Source organism: Streptomyces sp. DSM 41931 (assembly GCF_050271085.1).
Classification (GTDB): Bacteria; Actinomycetota; Actinomycetes; order Streptomycetales; family Streptomycetaceae; genus Streptomyces; species Streptomyces albogriseolus.
In genome coordinates this window covers 3,866,956-3,879,943 of the sequence record NZ_CP189902.1, presented here as the reverse complement: position 1 = coordinate 3,879,943, position 12,988 = coordinate 3,866,956, and the positions used below count along the sequence as shown (strand labels likewise).

General features: G+C 73.2%; 13 protein-coding genes. 8 read left to right on the top strand and 5 right to left on the bottom strand.

Annotation, left to right across the window (positions count from 1 at the left end; all coding sequences use genetic code 11):
* Positions 1-67: 67 nt before the first annotated feature.
* Positions 68-943: a hypothetical protein gene (locus ACP7TJ_RS18075; protein WP_390922745.1), complete on the bottom strand. Its 876-nt coding sequence runs from the start codon at positions 941-943 to the stop codon at positions 68-70.
* Between the two features lie 174 nt (positions 944-1,117).
* Here ACP7TJ_RS18075 and ACP7TJ_RS18070 point away from each other — a divergent pair, with 174 nt between their 5' ends.
* Positions 1,118-1,762, top strand: a complete 645-nt coding sequence (locus ACP7TJ_RS18070) for a phosphatase PAP2 family protein (RefSeq protein ID WP_189912640.1) — start codon at positions 1,118-1,120, stop codon at positions 1,760-1,762.
* A gap of 7 nt (positions 1,763-1,769) precedes the next feature.
* Here the strand turns inward: ACP7TJ_RS18070 and ACP7TJ_RS18065 are convergent, their stop codons facing one another.
* Positions 1,770-2,435: a response regulator transcription factor gene (locus ACP7TJ_RS18065; RefSeq protein ID WP_093764615.1), complete on the bottom strand. Its 666-nt coding sequence runs from the start codon at positions 2,433-2,435 to the stop codon at positions 1,770-1,772.
* Complete coding sequence (locus tag ACP7TJ_RS18060; RefSeq protein ID WP_427763867.1) at positions 2,432-3,991, bottom strand: sensor histidine kinase; 1,560 nt, start codon at positions 3,989-3,991, stop codon at positions 2,432-2,434. The genes ACP7TJ_RS18065 and ACP7TJ_RS18060 overlap by 4 nt, the downstream gene beginning before the upstream one ends.
* Before the next feature lie 156 nt (positions 3,992-4,147).
* On the opposite strand from ACP7TJ_RS18060, the gene ACP7TJ_RS18055 reads away from it, so the two are divergent.
* The 5 genes from ACP7TJ_RS18055 (at position 4,148) to cseC (ending at position 8,696) form a co-directional block, all read left to right on the top strand.
* Entirely contained in the window at positions 4,148-5,083 is a 936-nt protein-coding gene (locus tag ACP7TJ_RS18055; protein WP_093764613.1) for an A/G-specific adenine glycosylase, read from the top strand.
* A gap of 221 nt (positions 5,084-5,304) precedes the next feature.
* Positions 5,305-5,844 (top strand): SigE family RNA polymerase sigma factor, encoded by a 540-nt coding sequence (locus tag ACP7TJ_RS18050; RefSeq protein WP_093764612.1) that lies wholly within the window; start codon positions 5,305-5,307, stop codon positions 5,842-5,844.
* Positions 5,832-6,485 (top strand): hypothetical protein, encoded by a 654-nt coding sequence (locus tag ACP7TJ_RS18045; protein ID WP_427763862.1) that lies wholly within the window; start codon positions 5,832-5,834, stop codon positions 6,483-6,485. Before ACP7TJ_RS18050 ends, ACP7TJ_RS18045 begins: the two co-directional genes overlap by 13 nt.
* Before the next feature lie 160 nt (positions 6,486-6,645).
* On the top strand, positions 6,646-7,344 hold the full coding sequence (cseB, locus tag ACP7TJ_RS18040; RefSeq protein WP_093764611.1) for a two-component system response regulator CseB: 699 nt from the start codon (positions 6,646-6,648) through the stop codon (positions 7,342-7,344).
* Between the two features lie 8 nt (positions 7,345-7,352).
* The gene (cseC, locus tag ACP7TJ_RS18035) at positions 7,353-8,696 is read left to right on the top strand and encodes a two-component system sensor histidine kinase CseC (protein ID WP_167741119.1); all 1,344 of its coding nucleotides are present in this window, start codon (positions 7,353-7,355) and stop codon (positions 8,694-8,696) included.
* A gap of 44 nt (positions 8,697-8,740) precedes the next feature.
* Here the strand turns inward: cseC and ACP7TJ_RS18030 are convergent, their stop codons facing one another.
* Positions 8,741-10,309 (bottom strand): MDR family MFS transporter, encoded by a 1,569-nt coding sequence (locus ACP7TJ_RS18030; protein ID WP_367473882.1) that lies wholly within the window; start codon positions 10,307-10,309, stop codon positions 8,741-8,743.
* A 136-nt stretch (positions 10,310-10,445) separates the two neighbouring features.
* On the opposite strand from ACP7TJ_RS18030, the gene ACP7TJ_RS18025 reads away from it, so the two are divergent.
* Positions 10,446-11,042, top strand: coding sequence for a TetR/AcrR family transcriptional regulator (locus ACP7TJ_RS18025; RefSeq protein ID WP_176710664.1), 597 nt, complete (start codon positions 10,446-10,448; stop codon positions 11,040-11,042).
* Between the two features lie 24 nt (positions 11,043-11,066).
* On the opposite strand, the gene ACP7TJ_RS18020 is transcribed toward ACP7TJ_RS18025, so the two are convergent.
* Complete coding sequence (locus ACP7TJ_RS18020) at positions 11,067-11,804, bottom strand: M23 family metallopeptidase (RefSeq protein ID WP_427763856.1); 738 nt, start codon at positions 11,802-11,804, stop codon at positions 11,067-11,069.
* Between the two features lie 441 nt (positions 11,805-12,245).
* Between ACP7TJ_RS18020 and ACP7TJ_RS18015 the strand changes: the two genes are divergently transcribed.
* Positions 12,246-12,902 carry an HAD family acid phosphatase gene (locus ACP7TJ_RS18015; RefSeq protein ID WP_370164006.1) on the top strand — a complete coding sequence of 219 codons (657 nt, stop codon included), beginning with the start codon at positions 12,246-12,248 and terminating at the stop codon, positions 12,900-12,902.
* The last annotated feature ends 86 nt before the right edge of the window (positions 12,903-12,988 follow it).

The window sequence follows — 12,988 nt, the reverse complement described above, 5'->3', positions numbered from 1 at the left end:
GGCGCGGGGAACTGCGCGACCAGCCCCCACCGGCCCGCAGGCGAACGCGAACCGCAGTCCGCAGGCCCTAGTCGGCCTTCAGCACGAACGACGTCCGCACCTTCTCGAACCCAGGCGCCTTCGCCTCGACCAGATACGTCCCCGGCTTGGCCGCCCCCGACTTGGGCGTCGCACACTCCGCCGCACTCGGCTTCCGGTCCCACGTCACGGTGTACGTGATGCTCTCCCCGGCCGGCACCCGGAACGCCAGACTGCGCGCGCCCTTGGGGCAGTCGTCCGACGCCCAGAACGTGTCGTCGTCCGTGGCCTGGGACACCGTCAAAACCGTCCGCTCGGGCCCGAGATCGATCTTGCAGTCGGCCCCCGACGTGTTCCGCGCGGTGAGCAGGAACGTGGGCGTGTCCGCCGGCCCGTACGTGTTGCGCTCGCTGCGCAGGCTGAAACGCACCGCGCTCGCCGAGCAGTTGGGCAGTCCTGACCCGGATCCGGCCGGCAGCGCGTCACCCGCGCCGACCCCCGCGGACGTACCGCCCTCGGAGCCGCCGCCGGCGCTGCCGCCCGCGCCGCCGCTGCCCGCACCGCCCGCGCCTCCGGCGCCCGCGGAGTCCGCGGGGTCGCCGTCACCGCCCTCGTCGTCGGAGCCGGAACCGGAGGAACCGCCGGAGCCGTCGCCCGACCCCTCCGACCCACCGCCGCCCGTCTCGTCGCGTCCGCCCGGCGCCTGACTGATCGCGGGGCCGGAACCGGACGGTCCCGGGGTGATGGAGGGCGCGGGATTCTTGCCGTTGGCGCCGTTGTCCGAGCGGTTGCCGTTCCCGCCGGCGGAGACCACGACCCAGGTGATCAACAACGCCAACAGGGCGAGCACGGACAGCAGTACGGCCCTCCGACGCCAGTAGATGGAGGAGGGAAGCGGCCCGACCGGATTGCGCAGAGATCCCACGGCGCAAACTGTACGAGAGATCCGAGCGTTCGCTTGTCCCACCCGCCGCTCAGCGCGCAACTTTTCCGGATCATCATCCCGGTAACCGGCCGCACACCCCTGTCTTTCGTCAGGTACACCACCCGACGATCGCTGGGTGTGACCGTTTCGGCCGCTCCCTTACGGTCGGTGACCATGGACTTTGTGGACAGCGGGCTGTACCGCGACATCACCGACCATGCGCACGACGCCCCGGCGTGGCTGCGGCACACGGCCGAGATCGGTACGGAGGCCGGACTGCTCGTGTTCGTAGGGCTGTTCGCCCTCGGGTGGTGGCGCGCACGGCACTCCGACACCCGCGCGTTCGCGATCGCGGTCCTTGCACCCCTGGCCACGGCTGTGGCGTACGTCTGCAGCGAGGTCCTCAAGTCCGTGGTGACGGAGGAGCGTCCGTGCCGTGCGGTGACCGGAGCCGCCCCCTCGCTGGCGGAGTGCCCGCCGTACGGCGACTGGTCGTTCCCGAGCAACCACGCCACCATCGCCGGCGCCTCGGCCGCGGCACTGGTCCTGGTGCGCCGGACCCTGATCCTGCTGACCGCCCCGCTGGCTCTGCTCGCCGCGTTCTCACGGGTGTTCGTGGGCGTGCACTACCCGCACGACGTGGTCGCGGGTCTGCTGCTGGGCGCCGCCGTCGCGCCGGCCGTCGTCGCCCTGGCCACCCGGCCCGCGACCCGGCTCGCGGGAGCCGTGCGCGGCTCGACGGCGCCCGTCGTGCGGTGGATCACCGGCCCGGGCCCGCGGTCCGCCGGTCTCCCCTACGCGTCGCACCGGCGACGCTGACCGCCCGTCACCTGTCCACCAGCCCCGCCTCGTACGCGACGATCGCCGCCTGTACGCGATTGCGCACGCCGAGCCGGTCCAGGACCGCGCTCACATACGCCTTCACCGTGCCCTCGACGAGGTGCAGCCGGGCGGCGATCTCCGGGTTGGACAGGCCGGCCCCGACCAGGCCGAGCACCTCCCGTTCACGCGGGCTGAGCGCAGCCGCCCGGGCCCGCGCCTCCGCCTCACGGGCGAGCCGCCCGCCGCCGTCGGACCCGCCGAGCCCTTCGATCACGTACCGGGCCACCGTGGGCGACAGGAAGGCCGCGCCGCCCGCCACCGCCCGTACGCCCGCGAGGAGTTCGTACGGGTCGCCCGACTTCAGCAGGAAGCCGGTGGCGCCGCCGGCCAGCGCCCGTGCCACGTAGGCGCGTTCGGAGAACGTGGTGAGGACGGCGACGGCCGTGCCGGGGACGGTGCGGACGATCTCCTCGGCCGCCGCGAGCCCGTCCAGGCGGGGCATGCGGACGTCCAGCAGGGCCACGTCGGGGCGGTGCGCGCGGGCCAGTTCGACGGCCTCGCGGCCGTCGCCCGCCTCGGCGACGACCTCCGCCTCGCCGCCACTGTCCAGGATGGCGCGCACCCCGGCCCGCACCATCGCCTCGTCGTCGGCCAGCAGGACCCGGATCATCGTGTGAACTCCTCGTGCACGGGACTCTGTTGGCCGCCCACGCGCGGGACGACGTCCTTGGCGGCCAGGCGGCCCTCGTCGTCGAAGCAGAGCCGGTAGTGGTCGACGGAGACGAACAGCTCGCCGCTCGCACGGTAGTAGCGGCAGTCGGCGCCCTCGGGCGGGGCGGGGGCGCGGTCGGCCGGCGGGTCCTGGACCTGCCGGTCGGGCAGGTCCAGGGCGGTGAGCGGCATGCCGGGGCGGAGGGCGGCGTAGGCGGCGGGTTCCAGCACCGCGTGCGTCTCGGTGTACGCGTACCAGCCGGCCGCCGCCGCGACCAGGGCGACGCCCGCGCCCGCGGCGGCCCCCAGGGCAGTCGCCACCCGGCGGCGGGCGCGGGTGAAGGGCGCGGAGGGCGCACGGGACGGCGCCGGGGGTCCGGCCGCCCGCTCCGGGACACGGGCCCGCACCCGGTACCCGCCGCCGCGCGGGCCCGCCTCGAAGGTCCCGCCGACCGCCGTGACGGCCGCGCGCAGCCCGCGCAGTCCCGAACCGCCCCCGGAGGGCGCCGAACTCGGTTGTGTGGCAGTCCCGTTGGTGACGGTGACGGTCGCTCCGGGGCCGCCGGTCAGCTCCACGAGGACAGGCGCGCCCGGTGCGTGCCGGGCCGCGTTGGTCAGCGCCTCCCGGGCCACGCGGTACAGCAGCCGCTCGGCGACCCCGCCCGGCTCCACCGGCCGTCCGCCGGTCTCGCAGCGCACCGGCAGCCCGGACTCGGCGGCGCGGGCGACGAGCTGTCCGACGGTCTCCCCGGCCGGAGCGAGGGGGAGCGGCTCGTCGGCGTCCTCGCGCAGCACGCCGATGATGCGGTGCAGCCGGTCCGTGGCGTCCGCGGCCGCCGCGCGCAGGTCGGCCGCCGCCGCCCGGTGCCGTTCGGGCAGGTCCGGCGCCACCTGGAGGACGCCCGCCCGCAGCGCGAGCAGGCTCAGCTCGTGGCCGAGGGAGTCGTGCATGTCCTGCGCGATGCGCGCCCGCTCGCGCAGCCGCGCCCGCTCCTCGGCGAACCGCTGCTTCTCCTCCAGCCGGGCCGCCCGCAGCCAGCCGGCGGCGGTCAGCTCACGGCTCTGCCGCCAGTAGCGCCCGCCCAGCCAGGGCAGGACACCCCCGAAGAGGAGGGTGCCGGTCATCACCAGCCACGGCGGGACCGGATCGCCGCCACCCAGCGCGATCCGCACGGTGCCGACGGCGGCCACGGCGGCGAAGCTCAGTGCGGCGGGCCCGGTGCGCTCCGCCCGCAGCCCGAGCAGCACGGCGAACACGGCGAGCGCGGGGCCGTAGGAGAGGCTGAACAGCGCGGGCGCGTCGGCCAGGCACAGCGCCGCCGTCAGGGCGAACGCGGTGAGGGGACGCCGACGGGCGAGGGTGGTGGCGACGGCGAGCACGCCCGCCCCGGCCGTCTGCTGCCACAGGGGGCGCGGCTCGTTCAGCCCGAGCCGGTCGGCGCACACCCCTGGGAGGACGAGCCCCGCCCAGAGCAGACAGCGGCCGGCGAGCGCGGCGGTACGGGCACGGTCCATGGGCCCGACGCTACAAGCGCCCGCCGGACCCCCGCCCCTGCCGATCGTCAGGTCCCGTGTCACCTTCCGGCCGGGATGTGGGTCTGATCCGAACGAAGGGCCCTGCCCGTGGCGCTCGGCCGTCCTCGGGGCCCGGCGTGGCAGGATCGACGGGTCATGACTGCTCCCACGAAGCCTCCGTACGGCACCGCCGCCGATTCCGTGTCCGAGCGTGCTCCCGGTGAGCCGCTGCACTCCCCCGTCATCGACTGGTTCGACGAGCACGCCCGGGACCTTCCGTGGCGGCGCCCGGAGGCCGGCGCGTGGGGGGTGATGGTCAGTGAGTTCATGCTCCAGCAGACCCCGGTCAACCGGGTGCTGCCCGTCTACGAACAGTGGATGGCCCGATGGCCGCGCCCCGCCGACCTCGCCGCCGAGGCGCCCGGCGAGGCCGTCCGCGCCTGGGGCCGGCTCGGCTACCCGCGCCGCGCCCTGCGGCTGCACGGAGCCGCCGTGGCCATAACGGAACGGCACGGCGGCGACGTCCCCTCGGACCACGCCCAGCTCCTCGCGCTGCCCGGCATCGGCGAGTACACCGCCGCGGCCGTGGCGTCGTTCGCCTACGGACAGCGGCACGCGGTGCTCGACACCAACGTCCGCCGGGTGTTCGCGCGCGCGGTCAGCGGCACGCAGTACCCGCCGAACGCCACCACCGCCGCCGAGCGCCGGCTCGCCCGCGCGCTGCTGCCGGAGGACGCGGCCACGGCCGCCCGGTGGGCCGCCGCCTCCATGGAGCTGGGCGCGCTGGTGTGCACGGCGAAGAACGAGGCGTGCCACCGCTGCCCGATCGCCGCGCAGTGCGCCTGGCGGCTCGCCGGCAAGCCTGCGCACGAGGGTCCGCCGCGCCGCGGGCAGACGTACGCGGGCACCGACCGGCAGGTCCGCGGCCGGCTGCTGGCGGTGCTGCGCGAGGCGCACGGGCCGGTGCCGCAGGCGGCGCTGGACCGGGTGTGGCACGAGCCGGTGCAGCGCGCCCGGGCGCTGGACGGCCTGGTGTCCGACGGTCTGGTGGAGCCGATGCCGGGCGGCCTGTACCGGCTGCCGCTGAGCTGAGCCAGGGTCGTCCCGAACGCCTCGCCGCTTCGTCCCGTTCGTCCCTCCGTTACACAACCGACGGGCACCCGAGGGCTGCCCGCAGGGTGCTCCGCACAGTGCCGTGACAACGCCTCCGTAGTTTCGGTCGCGTGCTCGACCTGAGCACGACGAGACGGATCACGAGCGGTACGGCCGGCCCGCGGGGGCGGGCCGGAACGGGGACCGGAAGGCGGTACACCATGGCGCAGGGCGAGGTGCTCGAGTTCGAGGAGTACGTCCGCACCCGGCAGGACGCGCTGCTGCGCAGCGCCCGGCGCCTGGTCCCGGACCCCGTCGAGGCGCAGGACCTGCTGCAGACCGCGCTGGTGCGCACGTACCGCCGCTGGGAGACCATCGAGGACAAGCGGCTGGCCGACGCCTATCTGCGCCGCGTCATGATCAACACGCGGACGGAGTGGTGGCGGGCGCGCAAGCTGGAGGAGGTGCCCACCGAGCAGCTCCCCGAGTCCCGTGTGGAGGACGCCACCGAGCAGTACGCGGACCGCGCCCTGCTGATGGACGTGCTGAAGGTCCTCGCCCCGAAGCAGCGCAGCGTCGTGGTGCTGCGACACTGGGAGCAGATGTCCACGGACGAGACGGCCGCCGCACTCGGCATGTCGGCCGGAACGGTCAAGAGCACGCTGCACCGAGCGCTGGCACGGCTTCGCGAGGAGCTGGAGTCCCGCGAGTCGGACGCACGCGCGCTGGAGCGTGAGGAGCGGGAGCGTTGCGCGGCCTGACCGGCGCGGGGCCCGTACGGGCCCGGTCCACCGCCCGGACGGCGAGCACGGCGACGGCCGTGCTCGCCGCCGCCGTGCTGTTCGCGGGCGGATGCGGCGCGAGCGGCACCGGCGCCCGGGACGAGGGCCCGGCGCGCGTGGACGGCGGGGCCGGCCCGGCCTCCCCCGCGACCGCGCCGACGCCGACGCCGGACCGGGTCGACGCGGTGCGGCTGATCAAGGGGGACCCTGCCGTCTCGGCCGAGGTGAAGCGGGAGCTGAAGCCCTGCGTCGCCGACGAGTACCCGGTGGACGTCAGCTACGGCAACCTCACCGGAGAGGCCCGCGACGACGTCGTCGTCAACGTGCTGACCTGCGGTGACGCCGTCGGCATCGGCGCGTACGTGTACCGGCCCCAGGGCGACGGCTACATCAACGTGTTCAGCGCGGAGGAGCCGCCGGTCTACGCCGAGATGGACCGCGGGGACCTGGTGGTGACCAAGCAGGTCTACGACCGCGGCGACCCGGTGTCGAGCCCGTCCGGCGAGGTCGTGATCACGTACCGCTGGATCTCGGGGCGGTTCGCCGAGAAGTACCGCACCCACAACGAGTACGGGCCGGTGGCCGGCGCGGTGCCGACACCGGCGCCGGAAGAAGGCTGAGACACGGCTCACAGCGGGAACCGCCGACTGGCCTGCGGACGATGAAGGGGTGAACCCGTCGCGCGGCCGGTGCGTCCCGTGGGGTGGGCACAGACGAGAAGAACCGGCGGGTGCGGGGGCACACCCGGTACGGGACCACACGAGAACTGAGAGCAGCGGGATGGCAGAGCAGACCCATGTCCTGTTCGTCGAGGACGACGACGTCATCCGTGAGGCCACCCAGCTCACGCTGGAGCGGGACGGCTTCGCGGTCACCGCGAAGCCCGACGGGCTGTCGGGTCTGGAGGCGTTCCGCGCCGACCGGCCGGACATCGCGCTCCTCGACGTCATGGTGCCCGGTCTCGACGGCGTCAGCCTGTGCCGGCGGATACGGGACGAGTCGACCGTGCCGGTGATCATGCTGTCGGCGCGGGCCGACGCCATCGACGTGGTGCTGGGCCTGGAGGCGGGCGCCGACGACTACGTGACCAAGCCGTTCGACGGCGCCGTCCTGGTCGCCCGGATCCGCGCGGTGCTGCGCCGCTTCGAGCGGGCGGGCGGCGCGGGCGCGGGGCAGGACGACGCGGACCGCGGGCCCGTGCTGGCCTTCGGGGAGCTGGAGATCGACACCGAGGGCATGGAGGTGCGCAAGGCCGGCCGGCCGGTCGCGCTCACCCCGACCGAGATGCGTCTGCTGCTGGAGTTCTCCGCGGCGCCGGGCACCGTCCTCACCCGCGACAAACTGCTGGAGCGGGTCTGGGAGTACGGCTGGGGCGGGGACACCCGGGTGGTCGACGTCCATGTGCAGCGGCTGCGCGCCAAGATCGGCCAGGACCGGATCGAGACGGTCCGCGGCTTCGGCTACAAGCTGAAGGCCTGAGCGGGCGGATGCGCGGACACTTCCGGCGCCTGGTGACGGCGTTCGTACGGCGGGCCGGCATCGGCGCGGGCCTGAGATGGAAGCTCAGCGCGGCCATCGCGCTGGTCGGCGCGCTGGTGGCGGTCGCGCTCAGTCTGGTCGTGCACAACGCGGCCCGGGTGTCGATGCTGGACAACGCGCGCGACCTGGCCGACGAGCGCATCATGATCGCCCAGCGCAACTACGAGCTGTCCGGGCGGCTGAACTTCCCCAACACGAAGATCGACGACCCGCAGCTGCCCGCGGAGCTGCGCGCCAAGGTCGAGGAGGGCCGCCGCGCCACCTACGTCGCCGACCGGGGCGGCGCGCCGGACATCTGGGCGGCGGTGCCGCTGAAGAACGGGCACGTGATGTCGCTGCACTCCGGCTTCACCGACCGCAGCTCGGACATCCTCAAGGACCTCGACCAGGCCCTGTGGATCGGTTCCCTCGCGACCGTGCTCGGCGGCTGCGCGCTCGGCGTGCTGATCGGCGGGCACCTGTCACGGCGGCTGCGCAAGGCGGCCACGGCGGCCAACCGGGTCGCGGGGGGCGAGACGGACGTACGGGTGCGGGAGGCCATCGGCGGGGTGATGCGGGACGAGACCGACGACCTGGCCAGCGCGGTGGACGCCATGGCGGACGCGCTGCGGCAGCGGCTGGAGGCCGAGCGCCGGGTGACCGCCGACATCGCCCACGAGCTGCGCACCCCGGTGACCGGCCTGCTCACCGCGGCGGAGCTGCTGCCCCCGGGCCGGCCCACGGAGCTGGTGCAGGACCGGGCCCGGGCGATGCGCACCCTCGTCGAGGACGTCCTCGAGGTCGCCCGGCTCGACAGCGCCTCCGAACGGGCCGAACTGCAGGACATCCTGCTCGGCGAGTTCGTCGCCCGCCGGGTCGCGGCGAAGGACCCCGCCGTGATCGTGCGGGTGACGCACGAGTCGGAGGTCACCACCGACCCGCGGCGCCTGGAACGGGTGCTGTTCAACCTGCTCGCCAACGCGGCCCGGCACGGGGCCCCGCCCATCGAGGTCACCGTGGAGGGCCGGGTGGTCCGGGTCCGCGACCACGGGCCCGGCTTCCCTGAGGACCTGCTCGCCGAGGGACCGAGCCGCTTCCGCACCGGCAGCGCGGACCGGGCGGGCCGGGGTCACGGCCTGGGCCTCACCATCGCGGCCGGCCAGGCCCGCGTGCTGGGCGCCCGGCTGACCTTCCGCAACGTCCGCCCGGCGGGCGCACCGGACGACACGCCCCCCGAGGGCGCCGCCGCCGTCCTGTGGCTGCCGGAACACGCCCCGACGAACACGGGGAGCTATCCGGTGCTGGGGCAGTGAGCGGGCTTCCGGGGCACGTCACCGCCCCGGAAGCCCCGTGCCCCTCAGACCGTCTCGGGCGCCGGCGCGGGGGCGTCCTCCCGCTGCGGGCCCGCGCCCTTCAGCGGGACCTCCTTGACGAAGACCGCCGCCGCCAGCGACAGCACGGCGACGGCCGCGCCCAGCAGGAACGCCCCGTGCGTGCCCGAGGAGACCGCGTGCTGGTACGCCTCGCGGGCCGCCTCCGGGAGCTTCGCCAGGCTCGCCGCGTCGAGCTGGGCGGACTGCTCGGTCACCTTGGAGCCCAGCGCGCCCGCCCGTTCCGCCATGACGTCCTGGACGCGGTGGTTGAACAGCGCGCCCATGACCGCGACGCCGAAGGACGAGCCGAGGGTGCGGAACAGGGTGGTCGTGGAGGACGCCACGCCCATGTCCTTCAGCTCCACGCTGTTCTGCGCGACGAGCATGGTGATCTGCATCAGGCAGCCCATGCCGAGGCCGACCACGGCCATGAAGACGCCTGAGGTGAGGCGGGAGGTCCCGGTGTCCATCGTGGACAGCAGATACAGCCCGAGGACCAGCAGGGCGCTGCCGACCACCGGGAAGACCTTGTAGCGGCCGGTGTTCGTGGTCACCCGGCCCGCGACCATCGAGGTGACCAGCATCGCGCCGAGCATCGGCAGGAGCAGCAGGCCGGAGTTGGTGGCCGAGGCGCCCTGCACGGACTGCTGGTACAGCGGCAGGAAGAGCGTCGCGCCGAACATCACGAAGCCCACGATGAAGCCGATGACGGACATCAGCGTGAAGTTGAGGCTGCGGAAGATGTGCAGCGGCACCACCGGCTCGGCGGCCCGGGTCTGCCAGAACACGAAGCCGACCAGGGACGCGACACCGAGGGCGATCAGCTCCATGATCCGCGTGGAGGTCCAGGCGTACTCGGTGCCGCCCCAGGTGGTGACCAGGACGATCGCGGTGATGCCGACGGTCAGCAGCGCCACCCCGAGATAGTCGATGCCCGCCTGCGACCGCTTCCTCGGCAGGTGCAGCACCGCGCCGACCGCGGCCAGGGCGACCACGCCGAGCGGCAGGTTGATGTAGAAGGCCCAGCGCCAGCCCCAGTTGTCGGTGATGGTGCCGCCGACCAGCGGCCCGCCGATCATCGCCAGGGCCATCACGGCGGCCATCATGCCCTGGTACTTCCCGCGCTCCCGGGGCGGGATGAGGTCGCCGATGATCGCCATGACGCCGACCATCAGACCGCCCGCGCCGAGACCCTGCACCGCGCGGAAGGCGATGAGCTGCCCCATGTCCTGCGCCATGCCGCTGAGCGCGGAGCCGATCAGGAAGATCACGATGGAGGCGATGAACGAGCCCTTGCGCCCGTACATGTCGCCGACCTTGCCCCACACCGGGGTGGAGGCCGCGGTGGCCAGCGTGTACGCCGTGACCACCCAGGAGAGGTGCTCCAGGCCGCCCAGCTCGCCCACGATCGTCGGCATCGCGGTGCCGATGATCATGTTGTCGAGCATCGCGAGCATCATCGCGATCATGAGGGCGAGCAGCACCACCCGCACGCTTCGCGGCTGTTTCGCGCCGTCCGTCGGTGCGGCCCCCGCCGCCACTGTGTCCGTCATGGATCCCACTCCCCCGGCCACCCTGGGTGGCCCGCTTTACTTACTTGCCGCCCGGCTAGTTGACTACGACGGGAAGCTAGTCGCGCAACTAGCCGGGCGTCAAGTAAGTTTTCGTCAAGAGGGTCCGAGGGGAAAGATGGGCGGCACCATGGACGGCACCAAGCAGCGGCGCCGCGGGGACACCCGCCAGCGCATCCAGGACGTGGCGCTCGGACTCTTCGCCGAGCAGGGCTACGAGAAGACCTCGCTGCGCGAGATCGCCGAGCGGCTGGACGTCACCAAGGCGGCGCTCTACTACCACTTCAAGACCAAGGAAGAGATCCTCGTCTCCATCTTCGAGGACCTCTCCCGGCCGATCGAGGAACTGATCGAGTGGGGGCGCCGGCAGCCGCACTCGCTGGAGACCAAGCAGGAGATCATCCGCCGCTACAGCGCGGCGCTGATGGAGGCCGCCCCGCTCTTCCGCTTCATGCAGGAGAACCAGGCGACGATCCGCGAGCTGCGCATCGGCGACATGTTCAAGACGAAGATGCTCGGGCTGCGGGACATCCTCATCGACCCCGACGCCGACCTGGTCGACCAGGTGCGCTGCGTCAGCGCCCTGTTCACCCTGCACGCCGGGATGCACGTCCTCCAGGAAGTCGAGAGCGACCCCGGGAAGCGGCGCGAGGCCGTTCTCGAGGTCGCCATCGATCTGATCACCCAGGCCCACCGGCGCTCCGCCGGGGACTAGGCGCTCCGGCCCGCTCCCCGCGGGTCAGACCGTCACACCCTTGCCGCGCAGGAACTTCACCGGGTCCACGGCGGAGCCGTAGTTCGGGGTGCTGCGGATCTCGAAGTGCAGGTGCGGACCGCTGGAGTTGCCGGTGTTGCCGGACAGGGCGATCTTCTGGCCGGTCTTGACGACCTGGCCGACCTTCACGTTGACGGACGACAAGTGGGCGTACTGGGAGTACGTCTTGTTCCCGTGCTTGATCACGACGGCGTTGCCGTACGCCGGGCCGTCGCCGGCGCCGTTGCCGCCGGCCTTCACGACCGTGCCGCCGTGGGCGGCGACGACCGGGGTGCCGGTCGGGACGGCGTAGTCCTGGCCGGAGTGCTTGTGTGCCCACATGCCGCCGTTCTGCGCGAAGCTCGCCGACAGCTTGTAGGACTCCACCGGGTCGATCCAGGAGGCGGCCTTCTTCTTGGCGGCGGCCTTGGCGGCCTTCTTCGCCTGCGCGGCCTTGGCGGCGGCCGCCTTCTTCGCCTCGGCGGCCTTCTGCGCCTTGGCGGCCTGCGCCTCGACGGCCTTCGCCTGCGCCTCGGCGACCTTGGACTGGGCGGTCGCCTGCGCCTGCACGGCGCCGGCCGCACCGGAGGCGGCCGTGTTGTCGACGGCGACCGCGACCCCGGCCCCCAGGACGACCGAGGTGCCCAGGCCGGCGGCCAGGACGGCCGCACGGGTACGGGAGGCGGACGTGCGGGGGAAACGGGACGTGACGCGCTCGAACATCAAAACCTCACGGGGGGAGGGGACAGAGGAGAACCACCGGCTCGCGGGACCCGCGGCGCGGTGGCCATTCAGTGGTAACCCTTTCGCCCGAAAGGCCGCAAAGGTGTGACCTACGACCGGAATTCGTAGGTAATGACTGAGATGAGCACCGTCTGAGATCCGGCTCACAAGGGCCGAAAGCCCCATTTCAAGCCGTTCGCTTGCACTATCGCCCGGAATGTCCGATGCGGTTTCGACGTCTCTCTACTATTCCGGGCCGTACGTGACGCAGCTCCTGTGCGGCACATCACCGGCGGAGTGAAAAAGCGGGCGCAGAAATGTGGCGCAGGCCTCTGGCCGCCTACCGCCCGGTAACCCTACGGTTCACCTCGCGTCACCCTCGCACACGAGCATGCACACGACATGTTGGCAGCGTCACGGACGTGAGAGGACCCCCACGACATGAGAAGCCGACGCCCCTGGCTGCGCCGCGTATCGGTGACCGCCGTCTCCGCGACCGCCCTGGTGGCCCTCGCCGCACCGGCCGAGGCCACGCCCGCCGCCGCGGCGCCCACGACGGCCACCGCCGCCCTCCCGGCCACCGCCCCGGCCGCCCTCGCGGCGGACGTCGATTACGACACCTGGCAGCGCGACTGCCGGGCCGTCATGGACCAGGCCCTGCCCTATGTGAAGCAGCGCATCGCCGACGCCCGGCCGGGCGAGAAGCCGGCGATCGTCCTCGACATCGACAACACCGCCCTGGAGACCGACTTCGGCTTCAGCTTCCCGCAGCCCGCCAACAAGCCGGTCCTGGAGGTCGCCCGGTACGCCGAGGAACGCGGCGTGGACCTGTTCTTCGTCACCGCCCGCCCCGGCATCATCCACGCGCCCACTGAGTGGAACCTCGACCACGCCGGCTACGAGTCCTCCGGCCTGTACGTCCGCGGCTTCCTGGACCTCTTCAAGAACGTCGCCGAGTACAAGACCGCCCAGCGCGTCGACATCGAGCGCAAGGGCTACACGATCATCGCCAACATCGGCAACAGCGCCACCGACCTCTCCGGCGGCCACGCCGAGCGCACCTTCAAGCTCCCGGACTACGGCGGCCAGCTGTCCTGACCGCCCCCGGGGGGAGCAGACCCCGGGCACACGAAAAGGGCCGGCACCCTCGCGGGTGCCGGCCCCTTTCACAGGCCGTGAGGCAG

Bases quoted from the DNA above. Each gene is read 5' to 3' on its own strand.
- cseB (WP_093764611.1), top strand. From the start codon at position 6,646: ATGGCAGAGCAGACCCATGTCCTGTTCGTCGAGGACGACGACGTCATC.
- ACP7TJ_RS18050 (WP_093764612.1), top strand. From the start codon at position 5,305: ATGGCGCAGGGCGAGGTGCTCGAGTTCGAGGAGTACGTCCGCACCCGG.
- ACP7TJ_RS18060 (WP_427763867.1), bottom strand. From the start codon at position 3,991: ATGGACCGTGCCCGTACCGCCGCGCTCGCCGGCCGCTGTCTGCTCTGG.
- ACP7TJ_RS18015 (WP_370164006.1), top strand. From the start codon at position 12,246: ATGAGAAGCCGACGCCCCTGGCTGCGCCGCGTATCGGTGACCGCCGTC.
- ACP7TJ_RS18030 (WP_367473882.1), bottom strand. From the start codon at position 10,309: ATGACGGACACAGTGGCGGCGGGGGCCGCACCGACGGACGGCGCGAAA.
- cseC (WP_167741119.1), top strand. From the start codon at position 7,353: ATGCGCGGACACTTCCGGCGCCTGGTGACGGCGTTCGTACGGCGGGCC.
- ACP7TJ_RS18065 (WP_093764615.1), bottom strand. From the start codon at position 2,435: ATGATCCGGGTCCTGCTGGCCGACGACGAGGCGATGGTGCGGGCCGGG.
- ACP7TJ_RS18055 (WP_093764613.1), top strand. From the start codon at position 4,148: ATGACTGCTCCCACGAAGCCTCCGTACGGCACCGCCGCCGATTCCGTG.
- ACP7TJ_RS18020 (WP_427763856.1), bottom strand. From the start codon at position 11,804: ATGTTCGAGCGCGTCACGTCCCGTTTCCCCCGCACGTCCGCCTCCCGT.
- ACP7TJ_RS18025 (WP_176710664.1), top strand. From the start codon at position 10,446: ATGGGCGGCACCATGGACGGCACCAAGCAGCGGCGCCGCGGGGACACC.
- ACP7TJ_RS18070 (WP_189912640.1), top strand. From the start codon at position 1,118: ATGGACTTTGTGGACAGCGGGCTGTACCGCGACATCACCGACCATGCG.